Annotated in this window: 17 protein-coding genes; 8 read left to right on the top strand and 9 right to left on the bottom strand. The window is 69.7% G+C overall.

The features are described 5' to 3' along the window. Positions 1–48: 48 nt before the first annotated feature. The 3 genes from IEY36_RS26460 (at position 49) to IEY36_RS26470 (ending at position 2,484) form a co-directional block, all read left to right on the top strand. On the top strand, positions 49–705 hold the full coding sequence (locus IEY36_RS26460) for a glutathione S-transferase family protein (protein ID WP_188972616.1): 657 nt from the start codon (positions 49–51) through the stop codon (positions 703–705). Further along, positions 702–1,586, top strand: coding sequence for a VOC family protein (locus IEY36_RS26465; RefSeq protein ID WP_188972618.1), 885 nt, complete (start codon positions 702–704; stop codon positions 1,584–1,586). Before IEY36_RS26460 ends, IEY36_RS26465 begins: the two co-directional genes overlap by 4 nt. A 148-nt stretch (positions 1,587–1,734) precedes the next feature. Next, the gene (locus IEY36_RS26470) at positions 1,735–2,484 is read left to right on the top strand and encodes an FkbM family methyltransferase (protein ID WP_188972620.1); all 750 of its coding nucleotides are present in this window, start codon (positions 1,735–1,737) and stop codon (positions 2,482–2,484) included. 147 nt (positions 2,485–2,631) lie between these two features. On the opposite strand, the gene IEY36_RS26475 is transcribed toward IEY36_RS26470, so the two are convergent. From IEY36_RS26475 to IEY36_RS26490, 4 genes are all read right to left on the bottom strand, one after another. Continuing rightward, entirely contained in the window at positions 2,632–3,270 is a 639-nt protein-coding gene (locus IEY36_RS26475; protein WP_188972622.1) for a TetR/AcrR family transcriptional regulator, read from the bottom strand. Further along, on the bottom strand, positions 3,270–4,295 hold the full coding sequence (locus IEY36_RS26480; RefSeq protein WP_229681594.1) for an NAD-dependent epimerase/dehydratase family protein: 1,026 nt from the start codon (positions 4,293–4,295) through the stop codon (positions 3,270–3,272). Before IEY36_RS26480 ends, IEY36_RS26475 begins: the two co-directional genes overlap by 1 nt. A 61-nt stretch (positions 4,296–4,356) precedes the next feature. Continuing rightward, positions 4,357–5,706 (bottom strand): murein transglycosylase A, encoded by a 1,350-nt coding sequence (gene mltA / locus IEY36_RS26485; protein WP_188972626.1) that lies wholly within the window; start codon positions 5,704–5,706, stop codon positions 4,357–4,359. An 81-nt stretch (positions 5,707–5,787) separates the two neighbouring features. Next, positions 5,788–6,453 (bottom strand): Tim44/TimA family putative adaptor protein, encoded by a 666-nt coding sequence (locus IEY36_RS26490; protein ID WP_188972628.1) that lies wholly within the window; start codon positions 6,451–6,453, stop codon positions 5,788–5,790. Between the two features lie 123 nt (positions 6,454–6,576). Here IEY36_RS26490 and IEY36_RS26495 point away from each other — a divergent pair, with 123 nt between their 5' ends. From IEY36_RS26495 to IEY36_RS26505, 3 genes are all read left to right on the top strand, one after another. Further along, positions 6,577–7,134: a histidine phosphatase family protein gene (locus tag IEY36_RS26495; RefSeq protein WP_188972630.1), complete on the top strand. Its 558-nt coding sequence runs from the start codon at positions 6,577–6,579 to the stop codon at positions 7,132–7,134. Positions 7,135–7,625: 491 nt separating this feature from the next. Further along, entirely contained in the window at positions 7,626–7,808 is a 183-nt protein-coding gene (locus IEY36_RS26500; protein ID WP_188972632.1) for a hypothetical protein, read from the top strand. Between the two features lie 111 nt (positions 7,809–7,919). Then, positions 7,920–8,219, top strand: coding sequence for a hypothetical protein (locus IEY36_RS26505; protein WP_188972634.1), 300 nt, complete (start codon positions 7,920–7,922; stop codon positions 8,217–8,219). Positions 8,220–8,229: 10 nt separating this feature from the next. On the opposite strand, the gene htpX is transcribed toward IEY36_RS26505, so the two are convergent. After that, the gene (gene htpX, locus IEY36_RS26510) at positions 8,230–9,162 is read right to left on the bottom strand and encodes a zinc metalloprotease HtpX (protein WP_188972636.1); all 933 of its coding nucleotides are present in this window, start codon (positions 9,160–9,162) and stop codon (positions 8,230–8,232) included. 55 nt (positions 9,163–9,217) lie between these two features. Here htpX and IEY36_RS26515 point away from each other — a divergent pair, with 55 nt between their 5' ends. Continuing rightward, complete coding sequence (locus tag IEY36_RS26515; RefSeq protein WP_188972638.1) at positions 9,218–9,388, top strand: DUF1674 domain-containing protein; 171 nt, start codon at positions 9,218–9,220, stop codon at positions 9,386–9,388. Continuing rightward, positions 9,388–9,807 (top strand): DUF2237 family protein, encoded by a 420-nt coding sequence (locus tag IEY36_RS26520; protein ID WP_188972640.1) that lies wholly within the window; start codon positions 9,388–9,390, stop codon positions 9,805–9,807. Before IEY36_RS26515 ends, IEY36_RS26520 begins: the two co-directional genes overlap by 1 nt. Before the next feature lie 107 nt (positions 9,808–9,914). Here IEY36_RS26520 and IEY36_RS26525 read toward each other — a convergent pair whose 3' ends face one another. From IEY36_RS26525 to IEY36_RS26540, 4 genes are all read right to left on the bottom strand, one after another. Then, positions 9,915–12,167 carry a hybrid sensor histidine kinase/response regulator gene (locus IEY36_RS26525; RefSeq protein WP_188972642.1) on the bottom strand — a complete coding sequence of 751 codons (2,253 nt, stop codon included), beginning with the start codon at positions 12,165–12,167 and terminating at the stop codon, positions 9,915–9,917. A 244-nt stretch (positions 12,168–12,411) separates the two neighbouring features. After that, positions 12,412–13,635, bottom strand: a complete 1,224-nt coding sequence (locus IEY36_RS26530) for an MFS transporter (protein WP_188972644.1) — start codon at positions 13,633–13,635, stop codon at positions 12,412–12,414. A 2-nt stretch (positions 13,636–13,637) separates the two neighbouring features. Next, complete coding sequence (gene polA / locus IEY36_RS26535) at positions 13,638–16,472, bottom strand: DNA polymerase I (protein ID WP_188972723.1); 2,835 nt, start codon at positions 16,470–16,472, stop codon at positions 13,638–13,640. Positions 16,473–16,515: 43 nt separating this feature from the next. Next, positions 16,516–16,743 carry a zinc-finger domain-containing protein gene (locus IEY36_RS26540; RefSeq protein WP_188972646.1) on the bottom strand — a complete coding sequence of 76 codons (228 nt, stop codon included), beginning with the start codon at positions 16,741–16,743 and terminating at the stop codon, positions 16,516–16,518. Between the last annotated feature and the right edge of the window lie 151 nt (positions 16,744–16,894).

A 16,894-nucleotide genomic window follows, 5' to 3' on the forward strand; every position in this document is an offset into this window, starting at 1 on the left:
GCCCACCCCCATGGCATGGTCGGCCGGCGCCGGGAGGAGGGCGCGCACATGGCCCAGGGACGGCTCGTCATCGGCACCAAACGGTATTCGTCGTGGTCGCTGCGCGGCTGGCTCGCCGTGCATCTGGCCGGCCTGGCGGTCGAGGAGGTGGTGATCCCGCTCGCCGGCGGCGCCACCCCGGCGGTGAAGCAGGCGACGCCCTCCGGCACCGTGCCCTATCTGGAGCATGACGGCGCGCGAGTCTGGGAAAGCCTCGCCATCGTCGAATACTGTGCCGAGATCGCGCCCGATTTGTGGCCCGCCGACCGCGCCACCCGCGCCCATGCCCGCGCCATTGCGTCCGAGATGCATGCCGGATTCCGCGGCCTGCGGATGGCGATGCCTATGAATATCGGCCGGACCTTCCCCGGCCAGGGCCGCACCCCCGAGGCGCTCGCCGACATCGCCCGCATCGAGGCGCTCTGGGCCGAGGCGCTCACCGCCCATGGCGGCCCCTTCCTGTTCGGCGCCAGCTTCGGCGCGGCGGATGTGATGTACGCGCCGGTGGTCACTCGCTTCCTGACATGGCAGCCGGAACTGACCGCCACCTCGCGTACCTATGTGGCCGCGGTGCGCGCCCATCCGCTGATGGAGCGCTGGTACGCCGAGGCCGCCGCCGAACCCGCCGCCTGGCTGATCGACAAGCACGAGAACCCGCCCGCATGAACACCGCCGTCGCCCTCGACCATGTCGGCGTCGCCGCGCGCGACCTCGGCCCGCTGACGGCCGCCTATGAACGGCTCGGTTTCGCGCTGTCGCCGATCGCGCAGCAATCCGGCAAGCGCCGGCCGGATCTGCCGGTGGAGCCGTGGGGGTCGGGCAATCGCTGCGCCTTTCTCAAGCATGGCTATATCGAGCTGATCGCGATCCTCGATCCGGCGCTGTACGACAACACGCTGAATGCCTTCCTCGCCCGCTATCCCGGCATGCACATCCTGGCGCTGGCCATCACGGATGAGGAAGCGAACCTCGCCCGCATGCGCGCCGCCGGCATCGACATTCCCGGCATCGCCTGGCTGGAACGCCCGGTCGAGGCCGGCGGGCCGATCGCCAAATTCGCCCGCCTGCCCTTCCCCGACCCGCCCGAGGGCCGCGTCCAGCTCATCCGCCACCTGACACCCGAGCTGGTGTGGAACCCCAAATGGATGGACCACGCCAACAAGGCCGAGGCGCTGGAGGAGGTGATCCTCTCCACCACCACCCCGGCCGATACCGCCACGCGCATCTCCCGCCTGTCGGGCCTGCCGGTCGAACCCGACCCCGCCGGCGGCTACCTGCTGCGGCTGCCGGGCGCGGCGGCGGCGGCCGGACCCTTCGCCCCGGTGATGGAAACCCGCATCCGCATCCTGACCGAGACGGCGCTCGCCTCGGTGCTGCCGGGGGTCATCGCGCCGGCCTCACCCTTCATGGCGGGAATGGTGATCCGCACGGCGGACGCCGGCACGGCGGCGCGCCGCTTGCTTGCCGATATCCCAACCGTCGAGGCGCCGGCCGGGGTGATGGTGCCGCCGGAATATGCGGCCGGGGCGGCGGTGGTGTTTGCGTGAGGCGAGACAAGGCAGGTCGGGGGAGAGAACTCCCCCGATCCCCCTCCTTCTTCTATCTGTTTGGCGACGACCGCCGCTGCCTGTTCCCAACCGATAGAAAGCGGAGGGGGATTCGGGGGAGGTGTTCCTCCCCCGACCTTTCTTTTCCATGACCCCCTTCGCCAAGGCCATCGGCGCCTCCCTGCGCACCTACTACGCCCCGGGCCGCGCCGCGCTGCTCGACGCCTTCCACGCGCGCTTCCTCTCGCCCGGCGACCTCGCCTTCGACATCGGCACCCATGTCGGCGACCGCACCGCGTCCTTTCGGCGCCTCGGCGCACGGGTGGTGGCGGTGGAACCGCAGCCGCGCTTGGCCCGCGCCTTGCGGCTGATGTTTCGCGGCGACCCCGGCGTGACGCTGGTGCCGGCGCTGCTAGGCGCCGCGCCGGGCGAGGCGACGTTGCGGCTCAATACCGCCAACCCGACCGTCGCCACCGCCAGCACGGCCTTCATCGCCGCGGCCGATGGCGCGGAAGGCTGGGAAGGCCAGCGCTGGGATGCCGAGATCACGCGCCCGGTCACGACGCTGGACGCGCTGGCGCTGCAATACGGGCTGCCGGCCTTCGTGAAGATAGACGTGGAGGGTTTCGAGGCCGAGGTGCTGCGCGGCCTGACGCGGCCACCGCGCGCGCTGTCCTTCGAATTCACCACCATCCAGCGCGATATCGCGGCGGAATGCCTGGGGTTGCTGTCGGCGCTCGGCTATCGCGCCTTCAATGCGTGCCTGGGGGAGAGCATGAGTTTCGCGCATGACGCGCCGGTCGATGCGGAGGCGATGGGTCGCTGGATTGACGGCCTGCCGCATGCGGCGAATAGCGGCGATGTCTATGCCAGCCTGATGCGGGAACGACTGGAGTAATGGGCGCATCGGGGCGGACCCTGCCCTCCCCGAACCCCTCCCGCCAAGGGCTTGAGGGCCTTGGATCCCTCATTGTCGAGCGGACCGCTATGGTGGGACGGGCGGTCTCGCTTGCGAGGGGCGCTGGGCGGTCGCGTCTGCGCGCACCTACGGCCGCAGATACCCCAGCAGCACCTCGACCACATGCTGTTCCCGCGTCTCGAGTGCGGCTTCCGTGCCGAGATCCTGCCCGAAGATCGTCGACAGCGTGTGCCGGTTCGCCACCCAGAAATGCCCCAGGCCGAGCATGGTGACGTAGAGTTGCATCGGATCCACGCCGTGGCGGAAGGCGCCGCTTTCCTCGCCGCGCTTCAACACGGTGCGCAGGCTGTCCACCAACGGCGAATACAGCGCCGGGACCTCGGCACTCCGTTGCAGATAGGCAGCGCGATGGATGTTCTCCTGGTTCAGCAGGGCGACGAATTCCGGGTGAGCGGCGGTGTAGCGCAGGTTGAAGCGCACCAGCCGGGCCATGGCCTCGGGCGGCGCCAGGTGCTCGACCTCCAGCGCGCGTTCTTCGGCGCGCTTGGCGGCATAGGCGCGCTCCAGCACGGTCAGCCAGAGTTCTTCCTTCGACCCGAAATGCGCATAGAGCATGCGCTTGTTCGCGCCGGAGCGCGCGGCGATCTCGTCCACCCGCGCCCCGGCCAGCCCGTTCTGCGCGAATTCCGCCAGCGCGGCATCCAGGATGCGCTGGCGCGTCGCCGCCGCGCGTGCCGAGAGCGGACGCGGCGCCCGCCCTTCCATCAGAACCGGCCGTCCCGCACTTCGAATTTGGTGGCCTTGCCGAGCGAACGCCCTCCGCGCGCCAACCAATCCGCCACCCAGTCGAGCATGCGCTCCAGCGGCACCGTCGGGTAGCCGAAGGTCGCGAAGGCGCGCCCGGCATTGGACAACAGCGCATCCGGCGCCTCATGCCCGTCCAGCAGCGGCGGCTTGCCGAAGCGCGCGCCGAATTGCTGGGCGACCCAGCGGATCGACACGGTCTCCGGCCCCGTGACGTTCAGGATCGGGCAGGAGGCATCGGCACGGGCGAGCGCGCGCAGTGTCCAGGCATTGGCGTCGCCCTGCCAAATGACGTTCGCATGGCCCATCGCCATCGGCACCGGCTTGCCATCGAGCACCTTGGTGGCGACGTCGTGCAGCACGCCGTAGCGCAGGTCGATCGCGTAGTTCAGCCGGATGCCGAAGCACGACGTGCCGCGCGTTGCCGCCGCGTGCTGGAACACGCGCTCGCGGCCCAGGCAGGAGGCCGCGTAATCGCCGATCGGCGCCAGCGGCATATCCTCGGTCGCGCCGCCGGAGATCACCGGCACCAGCCGCTGCACATTGCCGGTCGAGAAAAAAACGATGCGCGATGACGCGTAGCGTTCCGCCACCATCGACGGCAGCAGCACATTCATCGCCCAGGTCAGCGGTTCGTTGCCGGTGGCGCCGAACTTCATCGCCGCCATGAACACCACATTCGGCGCATCCGGCAGGGCGGCGAGCGCGGCGCGGTCCATTAGGTCGGCGGCGAGGCATTCGACGCCCCAGGATTCCATCCGCGCCCGCAGCCCCGGTTCGGACCAGCGCGCCACGGCGATGATGCGGCGCGACGGGTCGGCGCGCTTCGCCTGGCGGCACAGCGTCGGGCCCATCTTGCCGGCGGCGCCGAGCACCAGCATGTCTCCCGGCACGCTGGCGAGGTCCGCCACCAGCGCCGGGTCGGGGCGGGAGAGCATCTCCTCGAGCGCGGCTTCGTCGGCGATCGTGGTGGGCAATGGCGGCACGGCGGTTCCTCCTGCCGGCCATCCTTGCCCCCGGCCCGGAGGCCTGTCCATCAGGCGCGCGTCACTGCCCGGCTGGCGCGGCGGCGACCTCGATGGTGCGGGGTAGCAGGATGAAGACCTCGGCATCCTGCCGCATGCGGCCGGCGCGCTCGGCGGCGTCGTTGCCCCAGCCCCAGAAGAAATCGGTGCGCGCGAAGCCGCGGATCGCCCCGCCGGTATCCTGCGCCACCACCAGCCGGCCGGCGGCGGGGGCATCGCGACGGGCCATCGGGTCGCGCACTGTGACGAACATCGGCGTGCCGAGCGGGATGAAGCTGCGGTCCACCGCGACGGAGCGCTGCGGCGTCAGCGGCACGCCGAGTGCGCCGATCGGCCCTTCATCGGGCGTCAGGTTATCCACCCGGCGGAAGAACACATAGGACGGGTTGCCGCGCATCAATTCGGTGGCGTGGTCGCGCCCCGCCGAGGCCAGCCAGCCGCGGATCGCCTGCATCGACATCTGGTCGCGCGTCAGTTCGCCGCGTTCGATCAGCACCCGGCCGATCGGCACATAGGACCGCCCGTTCTGCCCGGCATAGCCGACGCGCAGCAGCTCCCCATTCGGCAAAATGACCCGGCCGGATCCCTGGATGTGCAGGAAGAAGGCATCCGCCGGGTCATCCACCCACACCAGTTCCAGCCCGCGCCCGGCCAGCGCTCCGGTGTCGATCGCGGCGCGGTCGTAGAAGGGTTGCAGGCGGCCTTCCACCATCATGCCGTAGCGGCGACGCAGCGGATTGTCGGCCACCGGCAGTTCGACCAGTTCGGGCGGGCGGGTCAGCAGCGGGGTGCGGAAATCCTCGTTCGGCTCGGTCGAACCGCGCAGGATCGGCTCGTAGTAGCCGGTCATCACGCCGGTGCCGGCGGCGAAGGGTTCGAAATTGTCTTCGATGAAGGCACGCACGGCGGCATTGCGCGCCACCCGCCAGGCATCCATGCGGCGTTGGAAGGCCCGGCCGGGTGTGGCACCCCCCACCAGGCGTGGCGGCCGCGGCAGGCTGCGCTGCAGCGCGCGCAATTCGGGACAGACCGCCTGCCAGGCCGACGCCGTGCCGGCCCGCAGCGCCGCCTCACCCTGGCCGCCGAGCGAAGCTTCCGGCCGCATCGGCCGCAGGCCGGCGCAGGACGCCATCAGTGCCGGCAGGATCTCGGCATGGCCATCCGCGTCCCAGCCCGGAAGATTGGTGAAGGCAACGGGGCGAAGGGTGGGTGCCGTCGGTTCTGCCGGCACGCTGGCCGGCTGTTCGGCGGGGGCGGTGTTGGGGGTGGAATCAGCGCGCTGCGCGCCCGCCGTTCCGCTCGACAGCAGAAGCAGCAAAAGCTGAATCGCCGCGGCGCTTGTGGCGCGGCGCTTGTGGCGCATTCCAACCATGGGCGGATGTATACTCCTGCCCTGCCGGCGCCGCGACATCTCCGGGGGCTATTGGAGCGTCGCGGACGCCCCGGTCCTGGGCTAGGCGGACCGGGTTCCCACCAGTTTCCAGGTAGGATCGGATGCCCGAGTATCGCGCTGGAAGGTCCAGAGGTCCGTGATTTCCGTCACAGCCTCGGCGCCGGCGCTGATCGAGCCGTCCTGCGCGGTAATCAGGTTCACCTGATCCGAGACGATGCGCACGGTGATGTCGGCGATGGTGCCACGCAGCTCGGCGGCCTCGATCGCCATCTCGTTGATCGCGCGCAATTCGGTGCGCTGCGTCTCCCCGGCGGTTTCCCGCGCGCTGATCGCCTGGTCGAACCCCGCGAAGGATTCCTCCGAGAGCAGGTCGCGCAGCGTCTGGCGGTCGCCGGCGGCGAAGGCCTGCACGACCATGCGGAAGGCGCCTTCCGCGCCGTTGAGGAACACGCCGGGGTCGAAGCTCGGGTCGGCGCCGCGAATGCGCAGCAGCGCCTGTCCGACGGGCGATTGCGGGTCCGGCAGGGACCGGGCGCCGGGCCCGGGCTGGACGGTTGGCGCCAGTTCCGCCTCCCGTGCCGGCAGGGACCGGGCGACATCGGGTGTCGCCTCGGCTGGCGGGCGTTCGAAGCCGGTGCGCCGACCGAGCACGCTGCGCAGGCGCAGCACCAGGAAGGCCGCAACCATTGCGAACAGGATCAGGTCGATCGGCAGGCCGCCACTCATGTCACTCTCCTCAGGCTCATTCACTTAGGGCTGGCAGGTCGCTGCCGCAACATACACGAGTTGCGGTTGCCCGCGGCTTGGCGTGCGGCTACGCCATTTGGTGACCATGCAGGAAAACGCCGGATGATCCTCCTCCGCCACGGACAGAGCGAGTTCAACCTCCTCTTTACCCAAACGCGGAAGGATCCCGGCATCGTGGATCCGCTGCTGACGCCACTGGGGCATCAACAGGCGGCGAGCGCTGCGGTTGCGCTGGCGGGCGAGGATATTCGCCGCATCGTCGTCTCGCCCTATCGTCGCGCCATCCAGACCGCGCTGCCGGTGGCGCGGCGGCTGGGCCTGCCGCTGACCATCACCCCGGTGGTACGCGAACGCTATGCCTTCACCTGCGACATCGGCAGCCCGCGCACGGCACTCGCACTGCATTTCCCCGAGGTGGACTTCACCCATCTCGAGGAAATCTGGTGGCCGCCCCAGGAAGAACCGGCCGATCAGGTAGAAGGCCGCGCCGGGCTGTTCCGGGCGGAAATGGCCGCGCTGGATGACTGGGCGCATACGCTGGTGGTGTCGCATTGGGGATTCATCCTCGCCTTCACGGGCAAGAGCGTGACGAACGGGGAGATGCTGCGGGTGGACCCGACGGTCCCCGGCCCCGACGAGGTGATCTGGAAGCATCATTGATGCCCTGATACGGATCGCCTGCCGTCGTCATAGCCGCAGCACCACGCTTCGATGTCAGCAGCGCGCCCGCCCGCGCCATGCGCGACGAACACCTCGGACGGCGCAGCCGGGAGGCAGCCACCAGGGGAAGCGGCCCTTCGCGACCGCCACGCTTTTTCGCAGGAAACGTCACGCAATCGTTACGATTCTGATTGCGCCGCGTGCGCGATCGGGTGCCGATTATGGCTGCCGTCCGCCGCCGATGGCGGGCTGGGCGGCGCTTGCTGCGCGCTTTGCTCGCCGACGGATTTCCCCATCGACTCCAGCGGCGGGGAAGGCAGTCCATGGCATCGACCTCGCTCCGGCGATCAGGCCCCAAGGGCGTTCTGCCGGACGCGGCGATCGGGCTGTTGCGGAGGTTCCCGCCGGACTGCCGGACCTGACGGGGTGGACGAGGCTGCCGGCGCCACAGGCTTCGCGGACAGGCGATGAACAGCATCGGAGCCCACGCGATGGCATACGCATATGCGGCGGAGATCGAGGCGACGGTCCTGGCCCTGGCGGCAAATCCCGCCGTCACGTCCTGGGTGGTGGCGTGGCTGGCGACGGCGCTGGGCCTCTGGCTTCGCGTCGCACTGCCGCTGGCAGAGGACGACATCGAGGTAGCCATGGCCATGGCCGGCTGCGGCATGTGATGCGCGCCGGGCGCGCCTGTCGCCCACGCACCAGCCACAGGGGATGCGACAGCGGAGAACGACCCGACCGCCGGGGGATGCCCGGACACCACCGCACAGGAGGACGTGCCAATGACCGTGACGCAGTTCACTCGCTTCAGTGGCGGGACGCGGGACTCGATGGTCGCCGTCGCGCGCAAAGCCAAGGCGATGCAGGAGAAGGCGGGCGCGGAGATGTTCCGCGTGAGCCGCTTCCATACCGGCCCCTGGGCCGGCCAGTGGCTGGTGGTGGCGCGCTATCCCGACTGGGCGACCTATGGACGGGCCATGGACACCCTGACGGGCGATCCCGCCTGGCACGCCATCCTGACCGAGGTGACCGGTTTTGCGAAGCTTGAGGGACGAACCGTGCTGACCGGCGTCGAGCTGTAGCGCCGCGCCGTCACCCCCACGGATTGCGGCGGCCCGTCGACCAGGGGCCGCCGCCGGTGGTGGCCGGTGTCGCCCAGCCGCCGCCCTGGCCCATCCGTGCCGCCAGCGCCTGCAGCGCCGCGACACGGTTCGCCGTGCTCGGATGCGTCGAGAACAGATTGTCCATACGCGCCCCAGACAACGGGTTGATGATGAACATATGCGCGGCCGCCGGGTTCGCCTCCGCCCCGTAGTTCTGGATCTGGTGCGCGTAGCCCTCCAGCCGTTGCAGCCCGGAAGCCAGGGCCAGCGGATTGCCGGTGATCTCCGCCCCGACCCGGTCGGCTTCGTATTCGCGCGACCGGCTGATCGCCATCTGCACCACCGCCGCCGCCAGCGGGGCGAGGATCAGCATCAGGATCATCCCGATCGGCCCGAACGGGCTGCCATTGCGCTCGCGCTGCGCGCCGCCGAACAGGAAGCCGATATTCGCCAGCATCGAGATCGCGCCGGCCACCGTCGCCGTCACCGTCATGATCAGCGTGTCGCGGTTCTTGATGTGGGCCAGCTCGTGCGCGATCACGCCGGCCACTTCCTCCTCGCGCATCAGGTTGAGCAGCCCGGTATTGACCGCGACGGCGGCATTGGCCGGGTTGCGCCCGGTGGCGAAGGCGTTGGGCTGGTCCTCATGGATCAGGTACAGCGCCGGCATCGGCAGCCCGGCCCGCTGCGCCAGCTGGGCGGTCATCTCGTAGAGACGCGGCGCGTCCTGGGGGCTGATCGGCTGGGCATTCTGCATGCGCAGCACCACCCGGTCGCTGTTCCACCAGGCAAACAGGTTCATCCCCCCCGCGAAGAGCAAGGCCAGGATCATCCCCTGCTGCCCCGCGATGGCGAAGCCGACCGTCCCGAACAGCGCCGTCAGCGCTGCCAGCAGCACCGCGGTCTTCACATATCCACCCATCGCCCCATCCTTAACTGCTGCGCCATAGGCCGGGACACATTACATCATCCTGATCATGACCGAGTCGCCCCCTGACCCTGCCGCCCCGCCCACTGCCACGCCGGCCCCCGACTCCGCGGCGAAGCCCGCGGCGGCCAAGCTGCCGAAGGAGATCGGCGGGCCTGCCGGCCCCGAACCGACCCGTTTCGGCGATTGGGAACGCAAGGGCCGGGTCAGCGACTTCTGATGCCGCTCGACGAAGGCCCCTTGCGCGACCTGCCGCCCCGGCCACAGGCACGCAACGTGCTGGGCGGGAATTTGTTGCCCTGTTCGGTGGCGCCGCTGACCGGTTTCTTCCGCGACGGCTGCTGCAACACCGGCCCGGCCGATGTCGGGCTGCATGTGGTGTGCGTCGAGGTGACGGCGGGGTTCCTGGCCTTCAGCCAAGCGGCCGGGAACGACCTGTCGACGCCGATGCCCCAATACGGCTTCGCCGGGTTGCGGCCCGGTGACCGGTGGTGCCTGTGCGCCGAGCGATGGGAGGAAGCGCGTCGCGCCGGCTTCCCCCCGCCAGTGCTGCTGGAAGCGACGCATGAGGCCGCGCTGCGGGTCTGCCGACGGGAACACCTGCTGGCCCATGCGCTCGATGACGCCGCACCAGGCTGAATGGCGGAGCTGGCCGCCATCATCGGGCGGCATCCGGTGCGCCGCGCTGGCTGAAGGTCGCCCGGTGTCCTGATGGGGCGGGCGCCGTCAACCCGCCGGTATCTGCCTTACCGCCGCGCGGCGACGACAGCCGGCCGGTTGTCCTGCGCGGCGACCGCTGCCGCCGGCGCGCGCCGCCGCACCAACGCGGCGAACCGGCTCAACACGGCATCCATGTCATAGGGCTTGGGAATCAGGTCGAACTCGCCCTCGCCGCCATGCTTGGCCAACGCCTCGGCCGCATAACCCGAGGCCAGCAGGATGGCCGCGCCGGGGCGCAGCTTGCGCGCCTCTCGCGCCAGATCCACGCCGCTCATGCCGCCGGGCATCACCACATCCGAGAAGATGATGTCGGCCGGCACGCCCTCGCGCAGCAGTTGCAGCGCCGTCGGCCCGTCCGGCGCGGCAAGGACGGAGAAGCCGGCATCGGTCAGCATCTCGACGGCCACGCCGCGCACCGCGGGTTCATCCTCCACCACCAGCACCGACACGCCGGCACCCGACATCATCGCGGCGCCGGGTGCCGCAACGGCGCGGTGGACCCTGGCCTCGGTCTCCGAACCCAACGGCAGGTAGAGCGTGACCGTGGTGCCGCGCCGCTGGGCGGACTGGATCGCGACATGCCCGCCGATCTGGCGCATGAAGCCGAAAACCTGCGACAGGCCGAGGCCGGTGCCGCGCCCATTCTCCTTCGTGGTGAAGAAGGGTTCGAAGGCGCGTTCGCGCACCTCGGGCGGCATGCCTTCGCCGCTGTCGCGCACCTCGATCGCCACATAGGGGCCGGGTTGCGCCTCGGCATTGCCGGCCAGCGCCTGTTCCTGCAGCCAGGCCCGGCGCGAGACGACGCGAATGGTGCCACCGCGCGGCATCGCGTCGCGCGCATTGATCACCAGGTTGAGCAGGGCCGCTTCGAGCTGCGCGGCATCAGCGCGGCATGGTGGCAGCTTCTGGTCGAGCGCGATTTCGAGGTTGATCGATTCGTCGAGCGCGCGACGCAGCAGGGGCTTAAATTCCTCGACCAGGACATTGGCATTCACCGTGGCAAGGACCAGCGGTTGGCGCCGCGCGAAGGCGAGCAGGCTGGCATTGAGCCGCGCTCCGCGATCCACCGCCGCCACCGCGGCCCCGAGAAGGCGCTTCGTCCGTTCATCCGCGCGCGGCCCGAGATGGCGCTCAAGCGCCCGCGCGGTGCCGAGGATGGCGGTGAGCAGGTTGTTGAAATCATGCGCGACGCCGCCGGTCAGCCGCCCCAGCCCCTCCATGCGCTGCGCGTTGCGCAGCCCGACCTCGGCGGCTTCGCGCCGGGCGATCTCGGCGCGCAGATCCGAGGCATTGTCTTCGAGCCGCTGAAAGGTCTCGCGTTCGCGCTGCATCCGCCGCCGCATCATGAAGGCGAACAGCGCCAGGAACAGCCCGGTAAGGAAGCAGGACAGGGCGATCAGCGCGGTGCTGACCGAGGCGAAGCGCTGCATCGTGTCGGCCGGCACGGTGTACACGATGTTCAGCGGCAGCGAGCCGAGCGGCCGCCAGAAGACGAACTGGGCAGCGGCGTCGCCAAAGGGGTCGGCGGCCAGCGGGGCTTGCGGACGGTTCGGGCCTCGCCTGCGGCCAGCCACGTTCAACGCGATCGCGCGGCGCAGCGTATCATTCGGGCCGAGGCTCGCCGGCATGCCGGGCGCAGCGTTCTGGCGGAGCACGATGGTGCCATCGTCCCGCACCAGGGCGAAGCGGGCGCCGGACTGGCTCGTCGCCTGCGCCCAGGCCGTGAAGAAGGCTTCGGCCCGCAGCACGGCGAGCACGGCGCCATCGAAGGGTCGCCCCTCCGGCGCGCGGCCACGACCGATCAGCAGCCCGGCGCCCTGTGCCGCCAATTCCTCCGGCGCAGCTTCGAAGGTCACGGCGGCGCTGCCCTCGCGCGCCGCCCGCAACACTTCAAGATTGCCCGCCTGGGCGTTCGGGGCTTGGTCTGGCCCGCCGGCGGCAGCGATGCGGCCATCCGGCCGGACCAGAGCCAGGATGGCCAGGGTATCCGCTCGGCCTTCCTCAATATGGCGCAAATCGGCCTGCAGCGCCGTGCGGCGCGCCTGGATCTGCGACCAGTTGAGGCCCGCAACAGCCGCCATGACGCGGTCGAGAGACAGGATGCCGGTCTCGACGATGCGCAACGTCTGCTCGCGGGCGAGCAAGGTTGCGACGGCGCCTTCGTTTTGCAGGGTGTCCCGTTGGTGCCCGTTTTCGTGCCGGAGCAAGATGGCGAACAGCAGCGCCGGCAGGATGACCGCAGCAGCGAGGATGATGCCGGGCCGCAAGGGCCTGTCCATCAAACGCGTTGTGATGGGCCGAGTCACCAAGCGACCTGTTCCCTGACCACCCAGGCGACTACACCGCGTATCGGCGCGCGCACCGTCCAGCGTTGCGCCCTATAACACATTCGTGTGTCAAGGACAGTTGAAGACCGCGACTACAGCAGCTTCCGTTCGCCCTGGCTCACGGAACCCTCTCCAATCCATTGTTTTCACGAGCATCTTTACCCGATCAGATGATTCCTTCCGATCGGGATCTGCTCTAGGCCGCCGAGGCTGACACAGCCGCCCGGCGCCGCCGTCGCAAGCGCCATTCCTGCGCCAGTGCCATCACCGCGGTGAGCAGCATGAAGCATGCCGCGGCATAAAATACCAACATGGGTTGGCCGGCATCGAGCAGCCAGCCATAGAGCGGCGGCCCGGCCATGCCGCCGATGTTGAAGCCGGTCGAGACGATGCCGAACACCGCCCCCGCCTGGCCCGGCGGGGCGGCCGCGCGCACCAGCATGTCGCGCGAGGGCATGATCATGCCAGAGAGGAAGCCGGCCGCAGCCATGGCCGGCACCAGCGCGACGCCGGGCAGCGTGGCGCTGCCCACCAGCAGCATCAGCGCCGCCGCCGACCCGAAGCCGAAGGCCGCGACCAAGCCATGGTTGCGCGTGCGGTCGGCGACCACACCCCCGGCGAGCACGCCGCCGGCGCTGGCGAACAGGAAGGTGGTCAGCGCCGCATTGGCCATGGTCAGCGACAGGCCTTGCCCATCGACCCAGGCGGCGACCGAGAAATTCTGGATGCCGCCATTCGACAAAGCGAGGGTGATGAAGAACAGCGTCATCGCCAGCACGGCGGGCGACAGCACCGCGCCGATCCGCCCGCCGCCGCTGGCCGCGGGCTTGGCGCCGGCCGGGCGCGCCATGGCTTCCGGCGCGCGGGCGAAGATCAGCGGGATGGCGGCGATCGGCCCCAGAATGCCGGCCGCGATCAGCGCCGCCCCCATGCCGAGCCAAGCCGCGATGCCGAGCACGAAGGCCGGCGCGACGGCGCCACCCATGAAGCCGGCGAAGGTATGGATGGAGAAGGCGCGGCCGACCCGTTCCTCGGCCATCGAGGCGCCGAGGATGGCGTAATCCGCCGGGTGGTAGACGCTGTTGGCCAGCCCCGCCATGGCGGCGGCGGTGATCAGCCAAGCATAGCTGCCGGTCAGCCCGAGCAGGATGAAGGCGCACCCGCCAAGGACCAACGCTGCGGCCAGCATCCGCCGCGGCCCGGCGCGGTCGACGATGAAGCCCATCGGCGCCTGGGTGAAGGCGGAGACGACGTTGAACGCGGTCAGCGCCAGGCCGAGTTCGACATAGGAGACACCGAGCGCGTCCCGCAGGAGAGGGAACAGCGGCGGGATGGTCAGGTAATGCACATGGCTGACGAAATGCGCGGCGCAGATCTGCGCGAGGGTGCGGCGTTCGCCCGCCGTCCAGCCGGCCGCCATGGTCAGTGTGCCTCCGCCCAGGAATGGCCGGTGCCGATCTCGACCGAGAGCGGCACGCGCAGCGTCGCGACCGATTCCATGATGTCCTTCACCACGGCGGATGTGGCGTCCACCTCGGCATCCGGCACTTCGAAGACCAGTTCGTCATGCACCTGCAGCAGCATGCGCGCCGACAGGCCGGCCTCGGTCAGTGCGCGCGGCAGGCGGACCATGGCGCGCTTGATGATCTCGGCCGCACCTCCCTGGAAGGGGGCGTTGATGGCGGCGCGCTCGGCCCCGGCGCGGCGCACCGGGTCCTTGGTGGCGATGTCGGGGATCCACAGCTTGCGGCCGAAGGGCGTGCGGACGAAGCCGTTGGTGCGCGCCTCCTCCTTCAGCCGTTCCATTTCCTGCCGGATGCCGGGGTATTGGGCGAAATAGGCGTCGATGATGGTGCGGCCCTCGCCGGGCGGGATGCCGAGGCGCGAGGCGAGGCCGAAGGCCGACATGCCGTAGATGATGCCGAAATTGATCATCTTGGCGCGGCGGCGGGCTTCCTTGTCCACGCCGCCCGGGGGCAGGTGGAAGACCTCGGCCGCGGTGCGCGAATGGATGTCCTCACCCTGTTCGAAGGCGGCGCGCAGCGTCGGCACATCGGCCAGGTGGGCGAGCAGCCGCAATTCGATCTGGCTGTAGTCGGCCGCCAGCAGCACATGGCCCGGTTCGGCGACGAAGGCGCGGCGGATGCGCATGCCTTCTTCCGAGCGGATCGGGATGTTCTGCAGGTTCGGGTCGTTGGAGGACAGCCGGCCGGTGCTGGTGCCCGCCATACCATAGGACGTGTGGACGCGCCGGTCCGTCGGGTCGATCTGCGCCGCCAGCGCCTCGACATAGGTGGACTTCAGCTTGGCGAGCTGGCGCCAGTCGAGCACCCGCGCTGCCAGTTCCACCCCCTTGGCCGACAGATCCTCAAGGATCGCGGCATCGGTGGAATAGGCGCCGGTCTTGCCCTTGCGCCCGCCCGACAGCTTCATCTCGTCGAACAGGATCTCGCCGAGTTGCTTGGGCGAACCGACATTGAATTCGCGCCCGGCCAGGACGTGGATCTGCTTTTCGAGCACGACGAGGCGCTGGGCGAAATCCTCGCCGATGCGGGCGAGTTCAGCGCCATCGACCTTGATGCCGTTGCCTTCCATCAGCCGAAGTACGCCGACCATGCGGCGTTCGACCTGCTCATACAGCGCGAGGGCGCCTTCCTCGCGAAGCCGCGGCTTCAGCAGCAGCCACAGGCGCAGCGTGACGTCGGCATCCTCGGCGGCGTAGGCGGTGGCCTTGTCGAGCGCCACCAGGCCGAAGGGAATGCGCGCCTTGCCGGTGCCGGTCACCTCATCGAACTTGATCGGCGCGTGGTTGAGGTGCAGCACCGACAGCTCATCCATCCCATGCCCGTGCTTGCCGGCCGACATGGCGTAGGAAAGCATCATCGTGTCGTCGATCGGCGCGATGGTGGTGAAGCCGCCATTCTCCGCCCGCGCCATCACCTCCAGGTCGTATTTCGCGTTCTGGAACACCTTCAGCACGGTGGCGTCTTCCAGCAGCGGGCGCAGCAGGGCGAAGGCGCGATCGGGCGCGATCTGCGCCGGCGCGGGGCCGGACAGCATGTCGCCGGTGTCGCCGTGATGCAGCGGCACGTAGCAGGCCTTGCCGGGCGCAGTGGCGAGCGAGAAGCCAACCATCTTGGCCCGCCGCGCATCGAGGCTGTCTGTCTCGGTATCCAGCCCGATCACCCCGGCCGCCGTCGCTTCGGCAACCCAGCGCGCCAGCGCTTCCTCGGTGGTGACGGTCTCGTAGTCGCTGAAGGGGGCGGCAAGGTCGGGTGCCGCCGGCCCGGGTGCCGGCGCATGCTTCACCGCGACGGGTGGCGCGCCACGGCGTGGCGGATCGTTGCCCTCGCCCAGCCTGCCCATGCGGGCGAGGATCGAGCGGAAGCCCATCGCGCGCAGGAAATGTTCCAGCTTGTGGTCGCCGGGCGGCCGCGCCACGAAATCGGCGATCGGGCAGGGCAGCGGCGCATCCTCGTCGAGCAGCACCAGGCGGCGGGAAATGCGCGCCTTCTCGGCATGCTCGATCAGCGATTCACGGCGTTTCGGCTGCTTGATCTCGCCGGCGCGCGCCAGCAGCGTCTCCAGGTCGCCATATTCGTTGATCAGCTGCGCGGCGGTCTTGATGCCGATGCCGGGCACGCCGGGGACATTGTCGGTGCTGTCGCCGGCCAGCGCCTGCACCTCCACCACCTTGTCCGGCGTGACGCCGAATTTCTCCAGCACCTCCGCCTCGCGGATCGGCTTCTGCTTCATCGGGTCGAGCAGTTGCACGCCGGGCCGGACCAGTTGCATCAGGTCCTTGTCGGAGGAGACGATGGTCACCTTCCCCGGCCCCTCGGCGAGGTACGCCTTGGCGTAGGCGGCGATCAGATCGTCCGCCTCGAAGCCTTCCTGCTGCACCTTGGCGACGCCGAGCGCATCCGTCGCATCGCGGATCAGCGCGAATTGCGGCACCAGGTCCTCCGGTGGGTCGGGGCGGTGCGCCTTGTAGTCGGGGTAGATCTCGTTGCGGAAATTCAGCCGCGCGGCGTCGAACACCACGGCGATATGGCTGCCCACATGCCGGGTGAGGAACTGCGCCAGCATGGTGGTGAAGCCATAGACGGCATTCACCGGCACGCCTTCCGGGTTCGTCATCGGCGGCAGCGCGTGATAGGCGCGGAAGATGTAGCCCGAGCCATCCACCAGGATCAGGTGGCGCTCGCCAGCCTTCACCTCTGGCAGCGCCTCGGCGCCCGCGACGGCCTCGGCCATCGCACCGCCCCGCGGCCGGCCGGCCTCCGGGGCGCTGTCTGGGTCAGTGCCCATGATCCTCGCCTGCGCCCTCGGCAAGGACGTAGGTGATGGAGCAATAGGGGCAGGTGATCTCGCGATCCTCGATATGCAGCCAGATGCGCGGATGGCCGAGGCCGGCGGCGGCCTCCCCGTCACAGGCAACCTTGCGGGACGTCACTTCGACCAACTGCTCGGGCGTCACGCCCTCCACCAGCTTCGGGGCATATCCGGTCATCAGGGGGTCACGCATGGGGCACCTCGTCGCAAGGGCGGCACCATAGTCGCGGCAGGCGTGGTGGACCAGCCTTGGGGGCGGTATCATGTCGGGCAGTGATGGCACCCATGGGAGATGGCGGCGAACAGGAAGGTCGGGGGAGAGAACTCCCCCGAGCGGGTCACCC

It is taken from the genome of Neoroseomonas lacus (genome assembly GCF_014644535.1).
Classification (GTDB): Bacteria; Pseudomonadota; Alphaproteobacteria; order Acetobacterales; family Acetobacteraceae; genus Neoroseomonas; species Neoroseomonas lacus.

What these genes read in the sequence shown, in the direction of transcription:
- IEY36_RS26460 (WP_188972616.1), top strand. Translation starts at nt 49, where the DNA reads ATGGCCCAGGGACGGCTCGTCATCGGCACCAAACGGTATTCGTCGTGG.
- IEY36_RS26465 (WP_188972618.1), top strand. Translation starts at nt 702, where the DNA reads ATGAACACCGCCGTCGCCCTCGACCATGTCGGCGTCGCCGCGCGCGAC.
- IEY36_RS26470 (WP_188972620.1), top strand. Translation starts at nt 1,735, where the DNA reads ATGACCCCCTTCGCCAAGGCCATCGGCGCCTCCCTGCGCACCTACTAC.
- IEY36_RS26475 (WP_188972622.1), bottom strand. Translation starts at nt 3,270, where the DNA reads ATGGAAGGGCGGGCGCCGCGTCCGCTCTCGGCACGCGCGGCGGCGACG.
- mltA (WP_188972626.1), bottom strand. Translation starts at nt 5,706, where the DNA reads ATGGTTGGAATGCGCCACAAGCGCCGCGCCACAAGCGCCGCGGCGATT.
- IEY36_RS26490 (WP_188972628.1), bottom strand. Translation starts at nt 6,453, where the DNA reads ATGAGTGGCGGCCTGCCGATCGACCTGATCCTGTTCGCAATGGTTGCG.
- IEY36_RS26495 (WP_188972630.1), top strand. Translation starts at nt 6,577, where the DNA reads ATGATCCTCCTCCGCCACGGACAGAGCGAGTTCAACCTCCTCTTTACC.
- IEY36_RS26500 (WP_188972632.1), top strand. Translation starts at nt 7,626, where the DNA reads ATGGCATACGCATATGCGGCGGAGATCGAGGCGACGGTCCTGGCCCTG.
- IEY36_RS26505 (WP_188972634.1), top strand. Translation starts at nt 7,920, where the DNA reads ATGACCGTGACGCAGTTCACTCGCTTCAGTGGCGGGACGCGGGACTCG.
- htpX (WP_188972636.1), bottom strand. Translation starts at nt 9,162, where the DNA reads ATGGGTGGATATGTGAAGACCGCGGTGCTGCTGGCAGCGCTGACGGCG.
- IEY36_RS26515 (WP_188972638.1), top strand. Translation starts at nt 9,218, where the DNA reads ATGACCGAGTCGCCCCCTGACCCTGCCGCCCCGCCCACTGCCACGCCG.
- IEY36_RS26520 (WP_188972640.1), top strand. Translation starts at nt 9,388, where the DNA reads ATGCCGCTCGACGAAGGCCCCTTGCGCGACCTGCCGCCCCGGCCACAG.
- IEY36_RS26525 (WP_188972642.1), bottom strand. Translation starts at nt 12,167, where the DNA reads ATGGACAGGCCCTTGCGGCCCGGCATCATCCTCGCTGCTGCGGTCATC.
- IEY36_RS26530 (WP_188972644.1), bottom strand. Translation starts at nt 13,635, where the DNA reads ATGGCGGCCGGCTGGACGGCGGGCGAACGCCGCACCCTCGCGCAGATC.
- polA (WP_188972723.1), bottom strand. Translation starts at nt 16,472, where the DNA reads ATGGCCGAGGCCGTCGCGGGCGCCGAGGCGCTGCCAGAGGTGAAGGCT.
- IEY36_RS26540 (WP_188972646.1), bottom strand. Translation starts at nt 16,743, where the DNA reads ATGCGTGACCCCCTGATGACCGGATATGCCCCGAAGCTGGTGGAGGGC.